Source organism: Marinicella meishanensis (assembly GCF_019931145.1).
GTDB lineage: Bacteria > Pseudomonadota > Gammaproteobacteria > Xanthomonadales > Marinicellaceae > Marinicella > Marinicella meishanensis.
This window is the reverse complement of sequence record NZ_JAIOUV010000002.1, coordinates 366,202-387,252: the sequence shown is the minus strand read 5'-3', so window position 1 is coordinate 387,252 and position 21,051 is coordinate 366,202. Positions and strand designations below refer to the sequence as shown.

Here is a 21,051-nt window from a genome sequence, read left to right as displayed (position 1 = left end):
TTGTCAATAAGGGGCAATCAGCCGCATTTGGAAGAGCCGCAGCTCTTGCAGGTGAGGCAGCCTTCTTGGTAAATCAATTCGGTGGATTGGCAATTTTCGCAGGTGCCTTTTTCCACTTTGGTGCCGTCTTTGATGTATTTTTTCAAGGCGCGGGTGACGCCATTTTTCCAGGTGTTGATCGACTCTGAGTCCAACTGCAGGCTGTTGATCAACTCCACCACTTTTTCAATCGGCATGCCATGACGCAAGGTGCTGGAGATCAACTTGGCGTAGTTCCAGAACTCTGGATTGAATTTGTGTGACAAGCCTTCGATGGTGGTTTTGTAACCGCGTTTGTTGGTGAATTGAAAATCGTAACGCGAGGTGCCGTCATCCAAGAAACTCTTGATGATCAAACCAGTGTGCACCGAGCGGGGCAAGAAAATGCCGTCCTCGTCATCGGCCAAACCGGTGAAGATCTCATAGGGTTTGCCATTGATGGTGCCAACAAAAGCAATCCACTTTTCTTTGTTGTTGTGGAACCGCACCACCTCGGCATCCAGCACTTCAGGCCGTTTGGTAGGAAAATCATTCAGTTCTTCGGTTTTTTCCTCATTCGACACCAACACGCCAGAACGGGAACCGTCGCGATACACCGTGACACCTTTACAGCCGACTTTCCAAGCTTCCATGTACAGCTTACCGACCAAGGCTTCACTGACATCTTCGGGCAGGTTGATGGTCACTGAGATGCTGTGATCCACCCATTTTTGCACCGCGCCTTGCATGCGCACTTTACTCAGCCAATCAACGTCATTGGAGGTGGCTTTGTGGTACGGCGATTTTTTGATCAAGGCATTGATTTCTTTTTGTGAGTAGTTGTGTTCGGTGTCATGGCCATTGGCTTGCATCCATTGTTTGAAACGGTGGTGGAACACGGTGTACTCTTCCCAGGAATCGCCGACTTCATCAACGAAATCGACCCGCACATTTTTGTCATTGGGGTTCACCTTGCGGCGGCGTTTGTAGACCGGTAAAAACACCGGCTCAATGCCTGAGGTGGTTTGGGTCATTAAACTGGTGGTGCCGGTTGGGGCGATGGTCAACAAGGCGATGTTGCGCCGGCCATGTTGTTGCATGTCGGCATACAGCCCGGCATCGGCGGCTTTGAGGCGTTGAATGAAGGGGTTGTCTTGTTCACGTTCGGCATCGTAAATGGCGAAGGCACCACGCTGTTGGGCCAGTTTGACCGAAGCGCGGTAAGTTTCCAAAGCAATGGATTTGTGGATCTCTTCAGAAAAGTCATTGCCCATTTGACTGCCATAGCGGATACCCAATGCAGCCAACATGTCGCCTTCGGCGGTGATGCCAATGCCGGTGCGGCGACCTTCCTGGGCTTTTTTGCGGATGCTCAGCCACAGGTTTTTTTCAATGCTTTTGACTTCTTCGCTTTCAGGATCGGCATCAATCTTGGCCAGAATTTGATCGATTTTTTCCAGCTCCAAGTCAATGATGTCATCCATCAAACGTTGGGCCATGGCCACGTGTTCCTTGAACAATTCATGGTTGAAAGCCGCGTTTTGGGTGAACGGCTGGTCCACATATGAGAACAGGTTGATGGCCAACAAGCGACAGGAATCATAAGGACACAAGGGGATTTCACCACAGGGGTTGGTCGACACCGTTTGGTAACCCAAGTCGGCATAACAATCGGGCACCGATTCGCGGGTGATGGTGTCCCAAAACAGGATGCCGGGTTCGGCCGATTGCCAGGCGTTGTGGATGATTTTTTTCCACAATTTCTTGGCATTGATGGTTTGACTGAATTGGGGTTGGTCGCTGAACACCGGATATTTTTGCGTGTATTCGGCGTTGTCGTTGACCGCTTGCATGAAACCATCATCGATGCGCACCGAGACATTGGCGCCGGTGACTTTGCCTTGCTCCATTTTGGCGTCAATGAAATTTTCCGCATCTGGGTGGTTGATCGAGACCGACAGCATCAGCGCCCCACGGCGGCCGTCCTGGGCCACTTCGCGGGTGGAATTGGAATACCGTTCCATGAAAGGCACGATGCCGGTGGAGGTCAAGGCGGAATTTTTCACCGCTGATCCATGGGGGCGCACATGAGACAAGTCGTGGCCCACGCCACCACGGCGTTTCATCAATTGCACCTGTTCCTGATCGATCTTCATGATGCCGCCATATGAGTCGGAAGAGCCGTCGTTGCCGATCACGAAACAGTTGGACAGTGAAGCAATTTGGTGGGGGTTGCCTATGCCGGTCATGGGGCCACCTTGCGGCACCAGGTATTTGAAGTTGGCGATCAACGCAAACACATCGGCCTGCGACAGGGGATTGGGGTATTTCTTTTCTACCCGGGCAATTTCTGCCGCCAACCGTTGGTGCATGTCATCCGGGGTGCTTTCATAAATGTTGCCAGCAGAGTCCTTCAGGGCGTATTTGTTGACCCACACCCTGGCCGCCAGGTCGTCGCCTTTGAAATAGGCCAAGGCACTTTGGTAGGCTTCTTCCTGAGTAAAAGTTCGTTCTGTGGTTCTCAATTGTTTGGCTTGCATGTTTTGGGTCCCCTTTTAAACAATGGCAGTGATAAAAAATAAATGTAACGGCAATGTAATTGAAACGCCTTATTCACAAAATAAATCATTTTATAAATGGACAGAAACAATTATTTATCTCATTGATTTCAAAGGTTATTGTCACATGATCTACAAGTTTGCGTGCTGATGTAATTCTTATTTATCAATGATTTAGCGAATAAACATGCGAATTTGGTTGCTGTTTTTTCTGGGTAGAAAATATAGCACTTTTTCCGGTGTGAATCTAATCTTTTGGGAATCTTTTTGAAAAAATAAAATAAATAATGATAAAAAATAAATATTCTGTGGCTAAAGAGTCCTGTGAAGTTTTCAAGCCAGGGTCGCGAATGCCAACAAAGTGGGGTTTTTGTTTTGTCTCAGTGGTGGCATGATCAAAACTTCTTGACAAGTGGCATTGAGTCCCCGCACCGCCGGCCCACAGATCGTGTCACAACAGCACCGGTTCCCCTGATTTTGTGGACAGCCACTGTGGCCTGTTCGGCAGTCAACGAATTTGGGTTGAGCTTGGCAACCTGGGGCCAAACCAAGATACGCATTGGCCGAGGATGCGTCCAAGGCTGGTTCACATACTGCAAAGAAGTGGTACAAAGATTACTTGAATCGGCACCCCAAGACCAAGGCCTGCCTGGAGCAGGCCTTCAGAGGATTTGAAGGTCAGCGGCCCTCACAGGGTATTGGCTGAAAGCAACCACTCAGGTCGAATGGGAGTGAATGTGGTGCAGGCTTGGGCCAAAGCATTGGCTGTGAGTTCTGGAACCCCAATGACTTCGGTTTGGATCTGATGCTTGTTCATGATGTGCTCTAACAACATGGCAAAATCACCATCGCCAGATAACAGCAACATCAAATCAAGGTCTTGTGCCGATTCCATGATGTCGATGGCGATGCCCACATCCCAGTCACATTTGGCTGATCCATCACTGCGCTGAATGAAAGGTTTCAACTTGACGTCAAAGCCAATGTGGCTCAAGGACCGTTGAAATCTCTTTTGCTGGATATCTTGGCTGTTGATGGCATAGGCATGGGCCACCTTGACCTCGCCCAATTGTTGGAGGTGGTCCCAAAATGACCGGTAGTTAAATGACCGGCCATAAGCATCCCGGGTGGTGTAGTAGATGTTTTGGACATCGACAAAAACCCCCAGTTTCTTCATCGGTTGCCGTTGGCTGTGCGGCGCCGGCCATTGTTTGGCTCGCTTGGGCCATTATTGGGACGTTTGCCTTGATGCTTTTTGATGCGGCCTTGGCCTGTTAAGCTGCCAGAATTTTTTCCTTTGTAGCCACCAGCACCGTTGGGTTTTCTGCGTCGTCTTGCAGCATTTTTTGAGCTGGGTTGGTCATCTTGAACTTGAGGCCAGGTGGTGCCATTGGTTTTGTCTTGTCCTAGTTTGGCACGTTGACTGCGCTCACGGGCTGCTTGGTTTTCTGCCTCTGAACGGTTGGCCCATTTTTCTTTGACCGCGGCTTTGACAAAGGGTCTGGTTTTGGGTTTTTTGGGCTTTTTCTTGTTGCGCTCCTCGGTGTCCAATTGGGCTTGAAAACGGCGTCGGTCTTTTTGCAACTGTTGTTGCTTGGATTTGGCCTGATGGGCGTGATTTTTGGGCCTTTTCGGTTTGTTGGCATAATTTCCCCGTTGGGCTTGTTTTGATTCAGGCACCTCATGACTGGGTTCATAGTCATCCACAAACTCCCTTTTTAAAGGGTGTCCCAACAGTTTTTCAATGTCGAACAATTGCACAAATTCATCGGCGCTGACCAATGATACGGCTTCACCTTCTGCGCCTGCGCGACCGGTTCTGCCGATGCGATGCACGTAATCTTCAGGCACATTGGGCAAGTCAAAATTCACCACATGAGGCAACAGATCGATGTCGATGCCACGGGCGGCGATGTCTGTGGCCACCAGCACCCGCACCTTACCTTGTTTGAATTCTGCCAAAGCCCGGGTCCGAGCCCCTTGGCTTTTGTTGCCATGGATCGCCAAAGACGTGACCCCAAATTTGTTCAGGTAATCAGACAATTTATTTGAGCCATGTTTGGTGCGGCAAAAAACCAGCACTTGTTGCCACTGACCGTCGGCAATCAAATGCAACAGCAATTCCTTTTTGCGTTTTTTGTCCACCGGGTGCATTTTTTGCGCCACTTTCTCGGCGGTGGTTTGTTTGGGGGCCACGGCAATCTCAATCGGGTGGTGGGTGATGCTTTTTGCCAATTGTTTGATCTCATGGGAGAAGGTCGCAGAGAACATCAGGTTTTGCCGTTTTTTCGGCAACAATTGCATGATGCGCTTGATGTCATGGATAAACCCCATGTCCAACATGCGATCGGCCTCATCCAACACCAGGATTTCCAGGTCGTCAAAGCGCACGGCATTTTGTTGGTACAAGTCCAACAAGCGGCCTGGGGTGGCCACCAACACATCCACGCCACGACGCAGCTTCTGCATTTGGGGGCTGATTTTGACCCCGCCGAAGACCACGGCTGAGCGCAATTGCAGGTGTTGGCCATAGGTTTGCACACTGGCTTCGACCTGAGCGGCCAACTCACGGGTTGGGGTCAGGATCAAAGCCCGGGCGGCATTGAAGCGGGCGCCGTGGCCACGGCTGAGCAATTCCAAAATCGGTAGGGTGAAGCCGGCGGTCTTGCCGGTGCCGGTTTGGGCAGCGGCCATCACATCTTGGCCTGACAACACGGCAGGTATGGCTTGAGCCTGAATCGGTGATGGGGTGTCATAGCCTTGTTCGGCCACGGCTTGTTGGATGGGCTTGGATAAGCCTAGTTCAGTAAATTTCATGATTTCTCTGGTGGTCAGCCAGGAACAACCGAGACTGCAGCAACTGCTGGTTGCTGGGTTCAATGGCTGGGCCTGAATGCACGTTGGGTGTTGTGCAACAAATATCAGAACAAACGGGTATCAGAAAAATCGATGGGTCAATGCTGTTTTGCGCACGCGGTGGACCATGGGTCCAATCTCATCCGCTGCTTTGGCGGGATGCGTACTTTAACCGATGTGAAGTCGATAAACCAATCAATTCGACATTATTTTTGCCGTATTTTGCTTTCAGGAATCAAAATTGTCCGCAAATATGATGTCGTCAAACACCTCGCCACAGACCGGTCCAGAGACTTTGACCTGGATGTCGTCAAGGTGCCAGCCGTCTTCGGTGACAAAGCCATCGGTTTCCAGGCGGAAGCGAAATCGCATGTTTAGCGTGCCTGCCGGTAAAGTCATTGGGTGGGTGACCCTTTGCCAGTTGGCTTGGTTGTCACAACGGCTGATGGTTTGCCAGCTGCCACCGTTGTATTGCACCTCAAAATAGCCAAAATCAAATGTGGCTTCGGTGTCACACCAGCTTTGGTAGCTGATGGCCACCGAGTCGGCATCGGCCACATCCAACAGCGGAGAGGTCAAAGCCACATTGCGGTTGTTGGCATAATCGCCACCCGGGCTGTCGGTCCAGGCATGGGTGGGGCTGACACTGCGATCGGTGCTGATGGCCCATGGCGACTGGGCCTGCCAACCGATGTTGCCGCTTTCCACGTCGTCATTGAGTAAATCACAAAAGGGTTGTAACCAGATGTCTTCCTGGTTGTCGCTGCCGGCCGTGAGGTTCAAACTGCTCAAGGTGAATGGGGCAAATTCGGCGGCACTCACCTGTAAATCGGCAGTGCCTGGTTGCACGTATTGGACGTAGCCGCCATTGACTGCGGACAAGGCTTGCGATTGGTTGATGGACAGCAAGGCCCCGGACACGGGGACGCCGGTCAAGGCATTGCGCACGGTGCCGGTCAAGCGGGCCACGTTTTGGGGTTCCACCACGTCGATGAAGCGGGCAAAAGTGGCCCCGGGTTGGGAACCGTCATGGGCTTGTACATAGAGCAAGTTTTGTCCTGGGTTCAAGCCGTTGGTGGTGACTTGGCCGCTGAAGGCCTCGCGGCTGCTGTTGAACTGGCCGTCGGTGGGGGACAGGGCTTGGCCACCGGTGGCTTGGATCGGTAATTCATTGACATAGGCGGTGACCGCTTGCACCGAGCCCACGGCTTGGCTGCCATTGGACTGGTTGTAGCGGTCATCATCGGCCACCCCAGTGACCTGGGCGGTGGTGTCGCCCACCACCACGTTGGGGATCACCAACAAGTCTTCGATGTCCGGACCCAACGGTTGGATGTATGGGGCTTGGGTGACCCGGGCCAGATACAACAAAGCATCGAGGTTGTCCGGATAAATTTGGTTTTCAAAGGTGTCGCAGTCTTGGAAAAACGAGGTGCCCAACTCAAATGCCAGTGACGCCACGCCCAGTTCACCGTAGGCGGCATCGATGGAACCACCACCGGTGATCACCAAATCGTTGACTGGCTGAGGGCGGTAACCGTTGAAAAATGCGGTGCGTTTACCCAGGGCTTGAAACTGGTTGTCATTGGCTGAGTTGCTTGAGGTGTAGCCCCACGGCCACAACACCAATTGACTGAAACTGTGGATGTCGATGAACAGACCCGGGGTGTCGGCAGGGGCTGGGTCATTGGCTCCATTGCCGCGGTTGTCATCAAAGATGGTGCGGATGTAATCCATTTGCGCCATGATTTCTGGTTCACTCTCGCCGCTGGGGCCAATGAAGGTCTCACTGCAGGCTGAATTGGAGCCGCCAATGCCCCATTCAAACGGGTAATTGCGGTTCAAATCCACCCCCCGGCTGTCGCTGTTTGGGCAGTGGTTGTTGTTGGTGTTTTTGCGCCATAAAATACCAGTTTGGGCTTGTTTGCGGCCATCGGGGTTGGTGATCAGAGACAAATGAATTTCATGGTGATCGAGGATCCAGGTGACATCCGGATCGGTGCCGTATTGGGCCAACAGGTGCTCAGCAAATCGGGTGTTGAGCTCGGCGGTGGTGTATTCCCGGGCGTGGATGGCTGAGGCAGCAAACATGATCGGCTTGTCGCCAGGGATGCTTTGGTTGGTCAACACCAACACCCTGAGGTCCTCACCTTGGGCACCGTTTTGCACCTTTTCCCAACTGTCGCCGATGTCGGCAATGGCCGCCAGGTTGGGGTGGTTGGCCACCATTTGGTCCATCCGCTGAAACGTTTCAGCGACCGTGCCGTAGCAAGCAAAGCCGGGTATGCCGCTGCCGGCTTTGTTTGTGCTGGACAAGCGCTTGCGGTCTGCAGCCAGTTGTTGCATCAGCGGTTGATCCAAGCGCATGGTGAGGTTCAATGTCAACAGCCGTTGGAAGGTGGCTTCGTTGGCCACTTGCACCACCGCAAATTGTTGGGTTCGATTGATCGACCACAAATCAGCGTGGTCGGCGATGAACTGCAGTTGCTCAGGTGCCACGTCATAAGCCCGCACGACGATTGGGTAGGGGTGTGGGTGGTCAATACCCAGCACCGGTGATTCTATGGCATGGGAGTTTTGGCTGAGACACAAACTCAGCCAGGCGGCACAAATCAACATTGGTTTCATGGTGGGGTCCTCTTTGGGGTCAGGATTGCAAGCGGTCCAATTCTTGTTCCAGCGCCTCGAGTTTGGCGCGGGTTTTGGCCAACACCGCTTTTTGCACTTCAAATTCTTCGCGGGTCACCAAATCGGCTTTTTGCAGGCTGGCGGTGAGGATGGCGCGCATGTTTTGGCTGAATTCCTGACGCATGGTTTTGAGGTCTTCGGGGATGTATTGTTCGACTTTATTGACTATGTCTTCAACAACTTCGGCTTTGATCATGGGTGTGCCTGTGATTTTTTGCACCATTTTAGCATCTTTATGGACTCAACAAAAATCCAGGCCAACAAAACCAGTATAATAGCGCCCATGAAAAACCCATTTAATATCCCTGATCCCGAATTTGCCGATCAGGTCAAACAATACGACAACCCCATTCCCAGTCGCACCGCCCTGATCCAATTCTTGGAAAATGAAAAAAAACTGCTCAACTTAGAAAGCATGGCGGTGAAGATTGGCATCCAAAATGACGCACAACTTGAAGGGCTGCGGATTCGCCTGCGTTCCATGGTGCGCGATGGCCAACTGTTGGTCAACCGCCGCGGTGGTTATGGTGTGCGGACCAAGTTGGAGTTGATCCAGGGGCGGGTCAGCGCCCACAGCGATGGTTTTGGCTTCTTGATTTCAGATGAGCTGGACGATGACGCTTTCATCACCCCCAAACAAATGCGCACGGTGATGGATGGTGACGTGGTGCTGGCCGATGTGCAGTCATCGCACAAAGGCAAACAAGATGCCTTCATCGTCGAGGTGTTGCACCGGGCGCATGCCACGGTGGCCGGTCGCTTGATCGATGAAGAAGGCCTGGCTTATGTCAAAGCCGATAATGCCCGCATCAGCGACATCATGGTGCCGCGCGAAGCCATGGGCAGCGCCAAACACAATGACTATGTGACCGTCAGCATCAAGAAATACCCGGACAAACACCGACCGGCCTTTGGTGCAGTGATCGCCATCCTCGGACAACAACTGAACCATGAGCTGTCGATGCAACTGACCATTGTCAGTGAAGGCTTGCCCCACGAATGGCCAGACACGGTGGAACAGTTCCGCAACCAAATCCCGACCGAGGTGGATGAAGCCCATTTGGGGCCCCACAAAGACATCCGGCACCTGCCGTTGGTGACCATCGATGGCGCCGATGCGCGTGATTTTGATGACGCGGTTTACGCCGAACCCACCGCCAGTGGCTATAAATTGTTGGTGGCCATTGCCGACGTGTCGACTTATGTCAGACCCGATTACCCCCTGGACCGGGAAGCCTATCGCCGCGGCACTTCGGTGTACTTTCCTGGGCGGGTGATTCCGATGTTGCCCTTGGAGTTGTCCAATGGCATCTGTTCTTTGAACCCCAATGTGGATCGCCTGAGCATGGTCTGCGAGATGCACATCAATGGTGCCGGTGAGATCCAATCCTATGAGTTCTACCGCGGTTTGATGCATTCCCATGCCCGCATCACCTATGACGAGGCTTGGGCCTACTTGGACCGGGGAGAAAACCCCAAAGCTTGGCCACAAGCGGTGACCGACTCACTGGATCATCAATACCACCTGTTCCAAATTTTCCAGCATGAAAAACGGGCCCGAGGCGGCATTGAGTTCAATTCCACCGATGTGTTCATCCACATTGGCGAGGACGGCATGGTGGATGACATCCAACCGTATACCCGCAACGACGCCCACAAACTGATTGAAAATTTCATGATTTCAGCCAATGTGTGCGCCGCCAAATTCATTGAGAAGCACCGCGTGCCGGCCTCCTACCGTTGTCACAACCCACCACCGGAGAGCAAAATCAAAGACCTGGTGGCCTTTTTACAAGGGCTGGGTGTGCGGCCCAATTTCCGCGATGCCCCATCGCCACGCGACTTGGCCAAATTGCTGGACCAGATTCAGCACCGAGAAGACAAAAACTTGATTGAGCAAGTGGTGCTGCGGTCGCAGTCACTGGCCACCTATGAGGCCGAAAATGCCGGCCATTTTGGCCTGGCTTTGACGCATTACGCCCATTTCACTTCACCGATCAGGCGGTATCCGGATTTGATGGTGCATCGGGCGATTGATCACATCTTGTATCATCGCGGCGAAAAATACCCATACAGCCCAGAGCGGGCGGCGGAGATCAACCAACAATGTTCCATGACCGAGCGCCGGGCAGAAACCGCTTCGCGCGAAGTGGATGCCCGCTTGAAATGTCTGTTCATGCAACAATTCATCGGTGAAGAAATGCCGGGTGTGGTCTCTGGGGTGACCCGCTTTGGCTTGTTTGTGCAATTGGAACAGTACCAGGTGGATGGCTTGATTCATGTCACCTCCTTACCCAATGACTATTACCATTATGATGGCATCAAGCACCAGCTCACCGGTGAACGTGGCGGCAACCGCTTTCGCTTGACCGACCACCTGATGGTGAAAATCGCGGCGGTGGATCTGGATGAGCGCCGCATTGACTTTGAATATGTGGGCAAAATCAATGCCAAAGGTGAATTGAAACGGGCCCGACAAGAACCTGAATCGGCCCGCCATTCGAACCAGAGCGATGGCAAAAAAAGCCGCCACAAGGACCGCAACAAAGACCGCAAGAAGGATCGCAAAAAGGATCGCCATAAAGGCCGCAAAAAAGGTCGCTGATGAGTGCTGAAACCGGGCGCTTGATTTTTGGCATCCACGCCACCGAACTGGCCCTCAAAGCCGGTGAGGTACAAGAAGTCTGGATCCAACAAGACAGCCGCAACCAGCGCTTGTTGCGCCTGCGACAGCAGCTCGAACAAAGCGGGGTAACGTGTCATGCCGTCACCACCAAGGAGTTGGATCGCCTCTGTGCCGAGCGCCACCAAGGGGTGGTGGCCCGCATCCAAAACCTGACGTTAAAAACCGAAAAACAACTCAAAGCCCGCTTGGCAGAATGGCAAGATCCGTTGTTGTTGGTGCTGGATTGCATCGAGGATCCACGCAACCTCGGTGCCTGTTTGCGCAGCGCCGATGCTGCTGGCGTTACCGCCGTGGTGTTCAGCAAAGACAAAGCGGCGTCGATCACTGCCGTGACCCACAAAACCGCGGCCGGCGCGGTGGAACACCTGGAAATTTTCCAAGTCACCAACCTGGTGCGGGCCATCGAAGCGATCAAAGCCGCCGGTGTTTGGGTCTATGGCACCGCGCTGGAGGCCGACAGCCGCAACCTGTACCGCAGCGATCTGACTGGCCCAGTGGCCATTGTCATGGGCAATGAAGGCAAAGGCCTGCGGCATTTGGTCAAACAATCCTGTGATCACTTGATCCACATCCCCATGCAAGGTGAGGTGCAAAGCCTGAATGTGGCGGTGGCCACGGGCGTCACCTTGTTTGAAGTGCTCAGACAGCGTCGTTGGCAGGCCAAAGACCCGTAAACCGACTGCATTGATCCTGGGTTCAAGGCAAAACAGTGAATCACCTAACACAACCCCTTCTGCCATTGCAGTAAAATGGGGTCCTGTATCAATGGAATAACCTGAGGTATTTATGAGAACAATTGGCCTTTTTGTGATGGTGCTGTGGGGAGCGGTGAGTCAGGCAGATGTGTTTGCCTATGATTTTGAGGAAGCCGAAGGTTTTGTGGCGGGCATGTCATTGCAGCAAAATCAATGGACTCTGTTTGATGAAGACGACGAACAACCGGCGGTGTCAGACGAGATGCCTTCCTCTGGCGCTTTACATGGCAGCATCAAAAAAGACCTGACCATTCCTTTTGGTGCTTTTTCTGGGGTGCTCAGCCCCAATTTCGGGGTGCAACCTTCTGATCGACAACCCACTGCATCGATGGATTTGTCCATCAGTGATTTGGACGGTGCAGCCTATGACGTCATTGGTCAATCGGTGTCTCAGAACTTGATCACCTGGCGGGTTCGATTCACCAACAGCGGTGACATCCAAGTATACGATTCACCCGGTGGCAGCAATGGCTTTGTCGACACCGATGCGGATTATCCGGTGGGCAGTTACTTCAACTTGCGCGTCACGGCTGACACCATCAACAATCAACTGACTTATTATGTGGATGACACTTTAATATACACCGCCGCAGCCGGGGTGGCATTTGGCCAATCCTTGGAACAAATTGTGTTTGTTTGTAACAATGCCCAAGCCGCACCCAATGAGTCGTTTTTGTTTGACAACCTGATCATCAACACCCTGGGGCCCGATTTGATTTTCAAGACCGGTTTTGAACAGCCCAAGTGAAGCAACTTCCAGTCTCCCGGCTTGAGGCAAGTCCTCAGCCTTGATATCATGGTTGTCACCACATTCACGAGTGCAGCCATGAAAAAAAAACTGAATCACACACAAAAACAACGCAGAACCTTGCTCAAGGGTGGCTTATTGGGCGGTGCCTGGGGGCTGTTTGCGGGTCCCGCTGGAGCCGCTCAGGCAGCCACGCCACCTGAAATTGAAGGCCCGTTTTACCCCCTCACACCCCAAGCCGATCAAGACTTCGATCTGACCCAAATCGAGGGCCATGAAGCCAGCGCGCTGGGTGAGGTGGTGACCATTCAAGGCCAGGTGTTGGACACCGAAGGAGAAGCCATCAGTGGCGCCACCGTGGACATCTGGCAGGCCAATGCCGCCGGCCGCTATCGCCACCCACATGACAGCAATCCGGCCCCATTGGATCCCAATTTTCAGGGTTGGGCCATTGTCCAAAGTGGAGGCGATGGCGGCTTCAAGTTCAAAACCGTTGTGCCCGGCCCCTACCCTGTATCCAAAGATTGGACCCGGCCCCCACACATCCACTTCAAAGTCAGCAAGGGAGGTTATGAAGAAGTGGTCACCCAGATGTATTTTCCCGATCAGCGCTTGAATGCGGTGGATCGGCTGCTGCAAAGCAAATCACCGGCCGAGCAAGCCATGATGGTGGCCAGGAAGGCAGGCAGTGAAGGCGGGCTGCGCTATGACATCGTGCTGAAAAAAATCTGAATTCCAGTGGTGATGGCAGCCTGAGTCAAAGGCTCAATGTGAATTTGACCTCGCCGTTGATGAATTCATTGGTGGGTTGCCAGCCCAGGTGTTGGTAAAAAACCGCAGGCCCTGGGTTGTGGATCGGCCGTGGTCAATAAGCACAGGGTGTCATGCCCTTGGGCTAACAGCCAAGTCTGAAACCGTTGCATCAATTGTTTGGCCACCGCATGACCTGCGTGATCTGGCAGCAGCGCCAGCACCAACATTATCACCGGTGGTTTTTTGACCCATACAAAAACCCACGATGTCATCCCGATACACCGCCACCCAGCCACGAACATCAGCGGCCAATTGTTGCGCCATCGTCGGCGGCGTGATGCCATAAGCGGCCTTGGACCATGCTGATGCGATTCTCTCGGGTGTCGGTCCTGACGGCAAACACCGCCGGTATGTCGATAATTTGCATGGGTCTGCAGGTGTGGGGCGGGTTCATGGTGTGGTGTCTTGCAGAAAGTTTGGATCATAGCATGCCGCATTGCGCCCTTTTGAGGTGGCTCAAGTCCACCTCACAGCACCGGCCAGGTGTTATTTATTTTGGGGGGACTGACCTGGGGTGCTGCGAGGCAAAACATGGGGTCTCATTAAGCCAGAGACCAGAGGCTTTTGATGTTGGGAAATCGGGGTGCCGTAATTTCATACAACAGTCCAAACAGCCAACCACTGAGGGCAAAGCCCAACACTTGAATCAGGGTTAAGGACAACAAGGACTCAGCCAAAAACGGGTAATGGCTGTGGTCGATCTGCCACATCACGTTGAACAACACCATCAAGGTGAACAAGAAACCGGTCATCAAGCCAAAGCGGAAACCGTCTTGTAAGGCGGATTTGGGGTTGATGTAGGCGAAGGCCGCTGTCCCCAGCACCAATCCCTCCAGGGTCCAGACCAACAGGTAATTGAAGTTGATCAGGTCGGTGCTGATGAACCAACTGAAGCCGGCATAGGTGATGAAGCCGGGCTGGGTTGACATCATGATCTCCACCAAGAAGGAAACCATAATGAATGACAAAGTGGTGAAGGTGAGGTAGGGTTTCATGGTGATTCTCTATAACTTGCAATTTGAAAGTAATTCCCAGTTTACTGATAAACTTGCAAAATGCAAGCTATTTGTTTAGAATTTCACCCATGACACAAAATAAAACCTACAAAATGACCGTTTGTCCCATGACCTATGTGTTGGAAATATTGGGTGACAAGTGGAGTTTCCTGATCATCAGAGACATGCTGTTTCGCGGCTGTTGTCGTTACAAACATTTCATAGAGAGTGAAGAAGGGGTGGCCACCAACATTTTGGCCAACCGCCTGAAAAGCCTGACCAACCATGGCTTGATCACCCAATGCAAAGACCCACAAAACGGCCGACAAAAACTGTACCACCTGACCGACAAAGGTTTGGATTTGATCCCGTCCATCTTGCAATTGGTGAAATGGAGTGGACACCATGATCCCAATTCGATCTTGTCAGAAAAAATCATGCATTACCTGGATGATCGCTTTGATGAAGCGGTGGCCATTGTGCGTCAACAATATTTAGAGGCCTGCCAACAAGACGCACCAGTGACCGATTGTCACCGCTTTGGGTGATGGCGCCCATTCATTAGAATTTCATTAATATTCAGTGTGTTAGCGGTTAAGTGTCGGTGCAATGACACAAACTGTGACGCCGATCAAGCTTTCTGGCAGAAGCCCTGTGATACGGTGAACGTCCTTTTAATAAGCCAAGTATCTGGGAGCTTAATATGAAGAAAATAATGATCATTGTGTTGTTGATGTTGGCCGCTGTCGGTCAGGCCATGGACGCCGATCAATTGAAAGAAGCGGCCGTTAAAGCCTGCGAAACACAAATGGAAGCGGTGCCCGCTGAAATGCGCGAAAAAAGCAAAAAAGTGTGCTTGTGTAATGTCAAAAAAACCGACTACCAAGCTGTGATCGATGCGCAACAATCGGGCGATATGGAGAAAATCCAAGCCGATGCGATCAAAAACGCCGAAGCCTGTGCGGCCGAAGCGATGTGAACAAAACGAAATTTTAGTCACATTAAAAAGGGGTCTGATAAGGCCTCTTTTTTTTGGGTGTGGTAAATCAATTCACTGAATTGTGATGCCAGTCACGGGGATTTGGTTGTTGATATGAAGATATTCCAACTTATGTGATGGGGCTAACAATCTTTAAAAACCAAATTTGTAATATTAATTGCATTTTCTAAATTTGGTTTAAGCCATGAAAAAATTATTTGTTTTGTTGTGTTTAAGTCTGCTCAGTCATTCTTCTCAGGCCATCCTCATTACAGGCTCTTTTACCGGCGCTTGGTATGATGATGAAAATGCCGGTCACGGCTATTTATTGCAAATTCTCGAACAAGATGGTAACGACATTGCCATGGTTTTTTGGTTCACATATGACGCACAAGGTAATCAGACCTGGCTCAATGGTCTGGGGGAAGTGGAAGGTGAATCTGTGACCATGGAATTGTTGGAACACACGGGTGGTGAAATGAGTGCTGGTGTCATCAACACCACTGGTATCTCAGCCGAAGCCTGGGGTACCTTGACCCTGACCTTTCAAAACTGTAACAAGGGCACCGCCACTTATGCCGCTTATGATGCCACCATTGGGTCGGGCTCACACACCATAAAACGATTAAGCCGCACCATCGGGTCTCATTGCAGTGGCGGTATTTCGGATAACCGCCCCCCAACCGACCCGGCAATGGATGCCCAGTATGAATTCACCAACACCGGAGCCGATGACGATGCATCGGGTCGGGTCAAGCTGGAAATCAATTCACAGTTCACCAAATTAAAAGTTTGGTACAAAGATTTACCTGCAGGAACTTATGAATTGTTGGTTAACGGTGATCCTGTGGCCATGTTGCAGGCCCGTGGTAACGGTAACAACCATCAGTTTTTCAGCAGCCCTGTGTTGGCGGGGTGGCTGTTGCTTGATTTTGCAGTCGAGGGCAAAACCTTAGACATTGCCCAAGGCGGCACCGTGTATTTAACGGTGACCTTGCCTTAGGCTTGAGCCAGGTATCAACCCCAAAGTGGTGGGCGCATGCCACACCCCTTTTTTATGGTAAATGCCGCAACACCTGATCGGTGAAACCTGTGGTCCCGACCGGCTGACCGCCCGCAGCCATCAGGTCGGGAGTGCGATGTCCTTGGTCCAGTGTGGCCTCAATGGCTTGCTCAATGGCAGCGGCGGCCGCCGGTCGGTCCAATGAGTGGCGCAGCAGCATGGCCAATGACAACATCTGGGCCATGGGATTGGCCACGTCTTTGCCGGTCAGTTCCGGGGCTGAGCCCCCGGCCGGTTCATACAAACCGAAACCGGTGGCGTTGAAACTGGCCGAGGGCATCATACCCAGGGAACCGGGCAACGCGCTGGCCGCGTCAGACAAGATGTCACCAAACAAATTGCTGGTGGCAATCACCGAAAACTGCGCCGGGTTGAGGATCAACTGCATGGCGCAATTGTCCACCAACATGTGCTGCAATTGTACAGTTGGGTAGTCTGTGGCCACTGCGGTGAACACCTGCCGCCACAGGCGTGAGGTGTCCAGCACATTGGCTTTGTCCACCGAACACAACTGACCCCCGCGGGCAGCGGCCGTTTGGAACGCCTGATGGGCCATTTGGGTGATTTGATGTTCGGTGTAAGTGGCGACATCTTCGGCGATCATGCAGCCATTTTCTTTGAATGTTCGTTTTTTGCCAAAATACACATCGCCCAACAATTCACGCAATATCAGCACCTCGCCACAGGCTTCGAGGCGTTCGTTTTTCAGTGGGGACAGCGCCCGCAAGGCCGGAAATATGCGGGCCGGTCGGTGGTTGATGAACACCCCCAGGTGCTGGCGCAAAGCCAAGATCGAATTCACCTCACAGCCCCGCCATTGGGGCAGGTGTGCCTGTTCTATGGGGCCGCCAACAGAACCAAACAACACCGCGTCACTGTCATCAATCAGATCCCGGGTGGCGGCTGGAAAATGGGCCTGATGCTTGACATAGGCCGCCCCACCAATCAAGCCCATGATGGGCTCAACATCGGGGGCCACCGCTGCCAATAAACGCAGGGTTTGTTGCATGACTTCGGGGCCAATGCCATCGCCTGGTAATACGGCGATGCGTGGCCGACTCATGCCGACCCCCTGGGCATGCGCACAAAGTACTGACGCCGTTGCTGTTGGGCATGAAACCGTTGAATCGCCGCCTGCTGCGCCAACAAATGATCCAATTCATCAATCCCGGCAGTCAACACGTGCTGAAAAAACGGGTTGATGGCAAAGCTCATGACGGCATCACCTGCCGCAATGGTGCATCGCAGCAAATCAATCTCGATGGCTTGGGCCGGTGGCAGCTGGGCCAGGCGTTGACAGTCAGCGGCCGACAGGGTGATCAAAGGCAGGTGGTTTTTCTGGGCGTTGTTGCTGAAAATGTCGGCAAAAGAAGGGGCAATCACTGCTTCAATGCCCATTTCTTGGATGGCCCAAACCGCATGTTCTCGCGAGGAACCACAACCAAAATTGGCCCCAGCGAGCAGCACCTTGGCCCCTTGGTAGGCCGGTTGGTTAAGCACGAAATCTGGATCGGCTTGGCGCAGGCGGGCAAAGGCATGTTGGCCGTAACCCGATTTCGACGTTTGGGTCAGGTACTGGGCCGGAATGATGATGTCGGTGTCGATGTCATCCAACAGCATGGGCACACTGCGACCGCGAACGGTTTTTATGGCTGATTTCATGAAGCCTCCTGTTGAGCCATGGGGCTAATTGGGTGGGTGATGTATCCGGCCAAGGCGCTGTGGGCCACCGTGGCCGGCGAGGCCAAGTGGGTGATGCTACCGGTGCCTTGGCGGCCAATGAAGTTGCGGTTGGTGGTGCTGATGCAGCGGGCCCCAACTGGTACCCGGTCATCATTCATGCCCAGGCACATGGAGCATCCCGGCTGGCGGAACTCGGCGCCGGCCTGTTGAAAGATGCGATCCAGGCCTTCGTCTATGGCTTGTTGGCGCACCGCTTCTGAGCCTGGCACCACATACATGGTGACCCGGGGATCGATGACCCGATGTCGCAAAATGTCGGCCACCACCCTGAGGTCTTCAATGCGGCCGTTGGTGCAGGAGCCCACAAAAGCCCAATCAATCGGTACCCCTTGAACCGCTTGCTCGACGGTCATGCCGACATAGTTCAGGGCATCTGCTTGGTCTCTGGCGGCATGGGGTATGGATTGATTGATGGGAATGGCTTGTTCCGGATTGGTGCCCCAACTGACCATGGGTGCCAATTGACCAATGTCCAGGGTGACACTGCGGTCATACCGGCATCCTGGGTCACTGACCAGCGTTTGCCAATGCTTGACCGCGGCGTCCCATTCGGCTCCTTGCGGGGCATGGGGGCGGCCTTGCAAGTATTCAAAAGTGGTCTGGTCGGGCGCCACCAGACCTGCCACGGCGCCACATTCGATGCTCATGTTGCACAAGGTCATGCGTTGTTCCATGGACAAGTCCCGCACCGCCTGGCCGGTGTATTCAAGCACCAATCCAGTGCCCCCATCGACGCCAATTTGGGCGATCAAGTGCATGATCATGTCTTTGGCGTACACCCCTTGGGGCAGTTGGCCATTGAATTGCACCTGCATCACGCGCGGTGGGTTCATCAACAAGGCGCCAGTGGCCATGACATGGGCCAAAGTGGAGGTGCCAATGCCAAAAGCCAAGGCGCCAAAGGCACCATGGGTGGCGGTGTGAGAATCACCACAAACCAAAGTCATGCCCGGTTGGGTCAAGCCCAATTCCGGCCCGATGACATGGACAATGCCTTGCTTTTGGCTGCCCACATCACACAAAGCAATGCCGTGTTGTTGGCAATTCTCTCGCAAGGCCGTCATTTGTTTGAGGGCCTGGGGGTCATGCACCTGATGGCGGTCTTCGCGGGTCGGGATGCTGTGATCGATGGTGGCCAAAAAACGCTTGGGGTCATGCACCGGCAGGCCCCGTCGATCCAATTCGGCAAAGGCTTGCGCTGATGTGACTTCATGCAACAAGGCAAAATCGATGGCCAACACATCCGGAAACCCCGCTTGCCGCTGGACCACATGCTGTTGCCATATTTTTTCTACGATGTTGTGGCTCATGTCAGTCCCTCAAGCCCACGGCGACATGGGTTTCTGGTTCAGGCTGATGCCGGTAATGACGCGCGGTCAACAGCTGGTTGTAGGCGTCGACCAAAGCCAGTAAGGCAGCGGTTTCGATGTCATGGTCCTGGCCTTTGCCTTGGTGGTATTCGCCTTCGGCTGCCACCGTGATGGTGGCATGGGCCGGGGCATCACGCCCAGGCATTTTGGATTCGCTGCGGTAGGATTGGATTTCACAGGAGCCAAAGCGTTGGCCCAGGTATTCATGCAGGGCCGTGGTGGCGGTGTCGCTGTCTTGACAGATGAAGTTGATGTCCTCCGCTTGTCCAAAGACGGTGGCTTGCATGGCAAAGTGTTTTTTGTTGCCGGTGCGTTCAAAACCAATTTGAGTCACTTTGATCGGCTGCCGGTAGGCTTTGTAGGCGGCCATGAACTCTTCGTCGGTCAGGCCTTTGCGTCGGTCTTTGTGGTGGTCTTTGATGAATTGCATGATGGCCTGGCGCTCATGGTCTTCACACACATAACCGTGTTTGTGGATGATTGATTGGGCGTGGTTGCTGCCACTCAAAGGACCAAACAAAAAGCTCACTTGCTGCCCCACTTCGCTGGGATTGAATGGCTGATAAATGTGGGCGTCTTTCAGGATCGCGTTGGTGTGGCCGCCGGATGAATGTTTGGCCGCATTGTCGCCACCAATGGGCCAATGCGGTTGGCGTGGCAGCATGTGTTGGGCGACAAAATCAGAAATGCGGCGGATGTGTTTGGCGCGGCAGCCGGTGCCATAGGCCTGACCCGGCTGACTGTGCCCAAAGGCATTCAAATACATGATGCACTGCTCCAAAGCGACGTTCCCGGCCCGCTCCCCGATGCCGTTGAAACAACCTTCGATTTGCGTGGCAGGGCCATGGAACACCGCGTGCATGCTGTTTTGCAAAGCCAACCCAAAATCGTTGTGACAATGCACCGACCAAGTGATGTCGCGGTCTGGAAACCGCTCACGCATGATGGCGGCGTGTTGGTTCATGTGGTTAACAAAGTAATCATCACCCTGCAAATAGCACGCCCGGCCAATGGTGTCGGGACAATTGATGGTGTTGGCTCCCGCGGCTATCGCGGTGCTGATCAAGTCGGTGGTGAAGTCGAAATGGGTGCCCATTTGTGAATAGGCCTCAGGGCTGAACTCAACGTCCATGCCAGCAGTCACCGCCAGTTGGATCAGGCGTTCGACATCATGCAAGATGCGTTCTTTGTCGTTGGCATAGCTGCCCAGTGAAGCGGCCATCAATTCCGGAGCCACCGGCATGTACAGGTGAACGATGCCCCGTTTGGTTTTGGCCAAGGGCGCCAAGGCTTCAATGGTTTGGACCACTTGGGCTTCGCGCAATTGACTCAAGGCCGCCACTTTCGGGCTGCGGTTTTGCTGGGCATACATCCGCGCGATCTGGCTGACAATGGCGTGGTCTTGCTCACTGGCCGCTGGGAAGCCAGCCTCCAACACATCCACCTTGATCAAACTGGCCAATTGGGCGTATTCAATGTTTTCACTGTGACTCATGCCGGCGCCGGGGCACTGCTGGCCATCACGCAAAGTGGTGTCAAAAATTTTGATGTGTTTTTTGTTTGTTTGCTTCTGGTTACTCATGGTGTTCTCATGCCAAGGTCATGACAAAACAAGCACGCTGCATCAAGCAGTCACACTTCGAATGCTCGCCTTGGGCTTTGTTGATTGTTGGTTTTTTGGGTTGTTCTGCGGAGCAGAACAGGCCTAGTGGTGAACTTCGAAGATCAGAGAATGATCAGAATAATGAGGCCGAGGAGGAGGTGGGTGGGGAGGGTGGT

Annotated in this window: 19 protein-coding genes; 7 read left to right on the top strand and 12 right to left on the bottom strand. The window is 53.1% G+C overall.

The genetic code is table 11. The features are described from left to right. Positions 1-17: 17 nt before the first annotated feature. From K7G70_RS04240 to K7G70_RS04220, 5 genes are all read right to left on the bottom strand, one after another. On the bottom strand, positions 18-2,558 hold the full coding sequence (locus K7G70_RS04240) for an adenosylcobalamin-dependent ribonucleoside-diphosphate reductase (RefSeq protein WP_223787354.1): 2,541 nt from the start codon (positions 2,556-2,558) through the stop codon (positions 18-20). A 706-nt stretch (positions 2,559-3,264) separates the two neighbouring features. Then, the gene (locus tag K7G70_RS04235) at positions 3,265-3,753 is read right to left on the bottom strand and encodes a LabA-like NYN domain-containing protein (protein ID WP_223787353.1); all 489 of its coding nucleotides are present in this window, start codon (positions 3,751-3,753) and stop codon (positions 3,265-3,267) included. Then, on the bottom strand, positions 3,750-5,393 hold the full coding sequence (locus K7G70_RS04230; RefSeq protein WP_431310017.1) for a DEAD/DEAH box helicase: 1,644 nt from the start codon (positions 5,391-5,393) through the stop codon (positions 3,750-3,752). The genes K7G70_RS04235 and K7G70_RS04230 overlap by 4 nt, the downstream gene beginning before the upstream one ends. 267 nt (positions 5,394-5,660) lie before the next feature. Next, positions 5,661-8,060 carry a M14 family zinc carboxypeptidase gene (locus K7G70_RS04225; RefSeq protein ID WP_223787352.1) on the bottom strand — a complete coding sequence of 800 codons (2,400 nt, stop codon included), beginning with the start codon at positions 8,058-8,060 and terminating at the stop codon, positions 5,661-5,663. Between the two features lie 19 nt (positions 8,061-8,079). Further along, the gene (locus K7G70_RS04220; protein ID WP_223787351.1) at positions 8,080-8,316 is read right to left on the bottom strand and encodes an accessory factor UbiK family protein; all 237 of its coding nucleotides are present in this window, start codon (positions 8,314-8,316) and stop codon (positions 8,080-8,082) included. Between the two features lie 87 nt (positions 8,317-8,403). On the opposite strand from K7G70_RS04220, the gene rnr reads away from it, so the two are divergent. The 4 genes from rnr (at position 8,404) to K7G70_RS04200 (ending at position 13,041) form a co-directional block, all read left to right on the top strand. Next, positions 8,404-10,725 (top strand): ribonuclease R, encoded by a 2,322-nt coding sequence (gene rnr / locus K7G70_RS04215; RefSeq protein WP_223787350.1) that lies wholly within the window; start codon positions 8,404-8,406, stop codon positions 10,723-10,725. Then, positions 10,725-11,480: a 23S rRNA (guanosine(2251)-2'-O)-methyltransferase RlmB gene (rlmB, locus tag K7G70_RS04210; protein WP_223787349.1), complete on the top strand. Its 756-nt coding sequence runs from the start codon at positions 10,725-10,727 to the stop codon at positions 11,478-11,480. The genes rnr and rlmB overlap by 1 nt, the downstream gene beginning before the upstream one ends. Before the next feature lie 112 nt (positions 11,481-11,592). Next, positions 11,593-12,309 (top strand): hypothetical protein, encoded by a 717-nt coding sequence (locus tag K7G70_RS04205; RefSeq protein ID WP_223787348.1) that lies wholly within the window; start codon positions 11,593-11,595, stop codon positions 12,307-12,309. A gap of 78 nt (positions 12,310-12,387) precedes the next feature. Further along, positions 12,388-13,041 (top strand): dioxygenase family protein, encoded by a 654-nt coding sequence (locus K7G70_RS04200; protein WP_223787347.1) that lies wholly within the window; start codon positions 12,388-12,390, stop codon positions 13,039-13,041. 65 nt (positions 13,042-13,106) lie between these two features. Here K7G70_RS04200 and K7G70_RS04195 read toward each other — a convergent pair whose 3' ends face one another. The 3 genes from K7G70_RS04195 to K7G70_RS04190 all read right to left on the bottom strand — a co-directional run bounded on the left by K7G70_RS04195 (position 13,107) and on the right by K7G70_RS04190 (position 14,117). Further along, the gene (locus K7G70_RS04195) at positions 13,107-13,406 is read right to left on the bottom strand and encodes a GNAT family N-acetyltransferase (protein WP_223787346.1); all 300 of its coding nucleotides are present in this window, start codon (positions 13,404-13,406) and stop codon (positions 13,107-13,109) included. Continuing rightward, positions 13,364-13,489, bottom strand: coding sequence for a hypothetical protein (locus K7G70_RS17860; protein WP_255589853.1), 126 nt, complete (start codon positions 13,487-13,489; stop codon positions 13,364-13,366). The genes K7G70_RS04195 and K7G70_RS17860 overlap by 43 nt, the downstream gene beginning before the upstream one ends. 175 nt (positions 13,490-13,664) lie before the next feature. Then, entirely contained in the window at positions 13,665-14,117 is a 453-nt protein-coding gene (locus tag K7G70_RS04190; protein ID WP_223787345.1) for a hypothetical protein, read from the bottom strand. Between the two features lie 89 nt (positions 14,118-14,206). On the opposite strand from K7G70_RS04190, the gene K7G70_RS04185 reads away from it, so the two are divergent. From K7G70_RS04185 to K7G70_RS04175, 3 genes are all read left to right on the top strand, one after another. Further along, positions 14,207-14,665: a winged helix-turn-helix transcriptional regulator gene (locus tag K7G70_RS04185; protein ID WP_223787344.1), complete on the top strand. Its 459-nt coding sequence runs from the start codon at positions 14,207-14,209 to the stop codon at positions 14,663-14,665. Between the two features lie 155 nt (positions 14,666-14,820). Further along, entirely contained in the window at positions 14,821-15,096 is a 276-nt protein-coding gene (locus tag K7G70_RS04180; RefSeq protein WP_223787343.1) for a hypothetical protein, read from the top strand. Positions 15,097-15,301: 205 nt separating this feature from the next. Beyond that, positions 15,302-16,099 carry a hypothetical protein gene (locus K7G70_RS04175; protein WP_223787342.1) on the top strand — a complete coding sequence of 266 codons (798 nt, stop codon included), beginning with the start codon at positions 15,302-15,304 and terminating at the stop codon, positions 16,097-16,099. A 52-nt stretch (positions 16,100-16,151) separates the two neighbouring features. Here K7G70_RS04175 and leuB read toward each other — a convergent pair whose 3' ends face one another. Genes leuB through K7G70_RS04155 form a run of 4 tightly spaced genes read right to left on the bottom strand, consistent with a single transcriptional unit; the run spans position 16,152 to position 20,854 of the window. Next, positions 16,152-17,222: a 3-isopropylmalate dehydrogenase gene (gene leuB / locus K7G70_RS04170; RefSeq protein WP_223787341.1), complete on the bottom strand. Its 1,071-nt coding sequence runs from the start codon at positions 17,220-17,222 to the stop codon at positions 16,152-16,154. Beyond that, positions 17,219-17,821: a 3-isopropylmalate dehydratase small subunit gene (gene leuD, locus K7G70_RS04165; protein WP_223787340.1), complete on the bottom strand. Its 603-nt coding sequence runs from the start codon at positions 17,819-17,821 to the stop codon at positions 17,219-17,221. The genes leuB and leuD overlap by 4 nt, the downstream gene beginning before the upstream one ends. Then, positions 17,818-19,212: a 3-isopropylmalate dehydratase large subunit gene (gene leuC / locus K7G70_RS04160; RefSeq protein WP_223787339.1), complete on the bottom strand. Its 1,395-nt coding sequence runs from the start codon at positions 19,210-19,212 to the stop codon at positions 17,818-17,820. Before leuC ends, leuD begins: the two co-directional genes overlap by 4 nt. A gap of 1 nt (position 19,213) precedes the next feature. Then, on the bottom strand, positions 19,214-20,854 hold the full coding sequence (locus K7G70_RS04155; RefSeq protein WP_223787338.1) for an alpha-isopropylmalate synthase regulatory domain-containing protein: 1,641 nt from the start codon (positions 20,852-20,854) through the stop codon (positions 19,214-19,216). Positions 20,855-21,051 lie beyond the last annotated feature (197 nt).

Bases quoted from the DNA above. Each gene is read 5' to 3' on its own strand.
- K7G70_RS04240 (WP_223787354.1), bottom strand. From the start codon at position 2,558: ATGCAAGCCAAACAATTGAGAACCACAGAACGAACTTTTACTCAGGAA.
- K7G70_RS04235 (WP_223787353.1), bottom strand. From the start codon at position 3,753: ATGAAGAAACTGGGGGTTTTTGTCGATGTCCAAAACATCTACTACACC.
- K7G70_RS04230 (WP_431310017.1), bottom strand. From the start codon at position 5,393: ATGAAATTTACTGAACTAGGCTTATCCAAGCCCATCCAACAAGCCGTG.
- K7G70_RS04225 (WP_223787352.1), bottom strand. From the start codon at position 8,060: ATGAAACCAATGTTGATTTGTGCCGCCTGGCTGAGTTTGTGTCTCAGC.
- K7G70_RS04220 (WP_223787351.1), bottom strand. From the start codon at position 8,316: ATGATCAAAGCCGAAGTTGTTGAAGACATAGTCAATAAAGTCGAACAA.
- rnr (WP_223787350.1), top strand. From the start codon at position 8,404: ATGAAAAACCCATTTAATATCCCTGATCCCGAATTTGCCGATCAGGTC.
- rlmB (WP_223787349.1), top strand. From the start codon at position 10,725: ATGAGTGCTGAAACCGGGCGCTTGATTTTTGGCATCCACGCCACCGAA.
- K7G70_RS04205 (WP_223787348.1), top strand. From the start codon at position 11,593: ATGAGAACAATTGGCCTTTTTGTGATGGTGCTGTGGGGAGCGGTGAGT.
- K7G70_RS04200 (WP_223787347.1), top strand. From the start codon at position 12,388: ATGAAAAAAAAACTGAATCACACACAAAAACAACGCAGAACCTTGCTC.
- K7G70_RS04195 (WP_223787346.1), bottom strand. From the start codon at position 13,406: ATGGCATCACGCCGCCGACGATGGCGCAACAATTGGCCGCTGATGTTC.
- K7G70_RS17860 (WP_255589853.1), bottom strand. From the start codon at position 13,489: ATGCAAATTATCGACATACCGGCGGTGTTTGCCGTCAGGACCGACACC.
- K7G70_RS04190 (WP_223787345.1), bottom strand. From the start codon at position 14,117: ATGAAACCCTACCTCACCTTCACCACTTTGTCATTCATTATGGTTTCC.
- K7G70_RS04185 (WP_223787344.1), top strand. From the start codon at position 14,207: ATGACACAAAATAAAACCTACAAAATGACCGTTTGTCCCATGACCTAT.
- K7G70_RS04180 (WP_223787343.1), top strand. From the start codon at position 14,821: ATGAAGAAAATAATGATCATTGTGTTGTTGATGTTGGCCGCTGTCGGT.
- K7G70_RS04175 (WP_223787342.1), top strand. From the start codon at position 15,302: ATGAAAAAATTATTTGTTTTGTTGTGTTTAAGTCTGCTCAGTCATTCT.
- leuB (WP_223787341.1), bottom strand. From the start codon at position 17,222: ATGAGTCGGCCACGCATCGCCGTATTACCAGGCGATGGCATTGGCCCC.
- leuD (WP_223787340.1), bottom strand. From the start codon at position 17,821: ATGAAATCAGCCATAAAAACCGTTCGCGGTCGCAGTGTGCCCATGCTG.
- leuC (WP_223787339.1), bottom strand. From the start codon at position 19,212: ATGAGCCACAACATCGTAGAAAAAATATGGCAACAGCATGTGGTCCAG.
- K7G70_RS04155 (WP_223787338.1), bottom strand. From the start codon at position 20,854: ATGAGTAACCAGAAGCAAACAAACAAAAAACACATCAAAATTTTTGAC.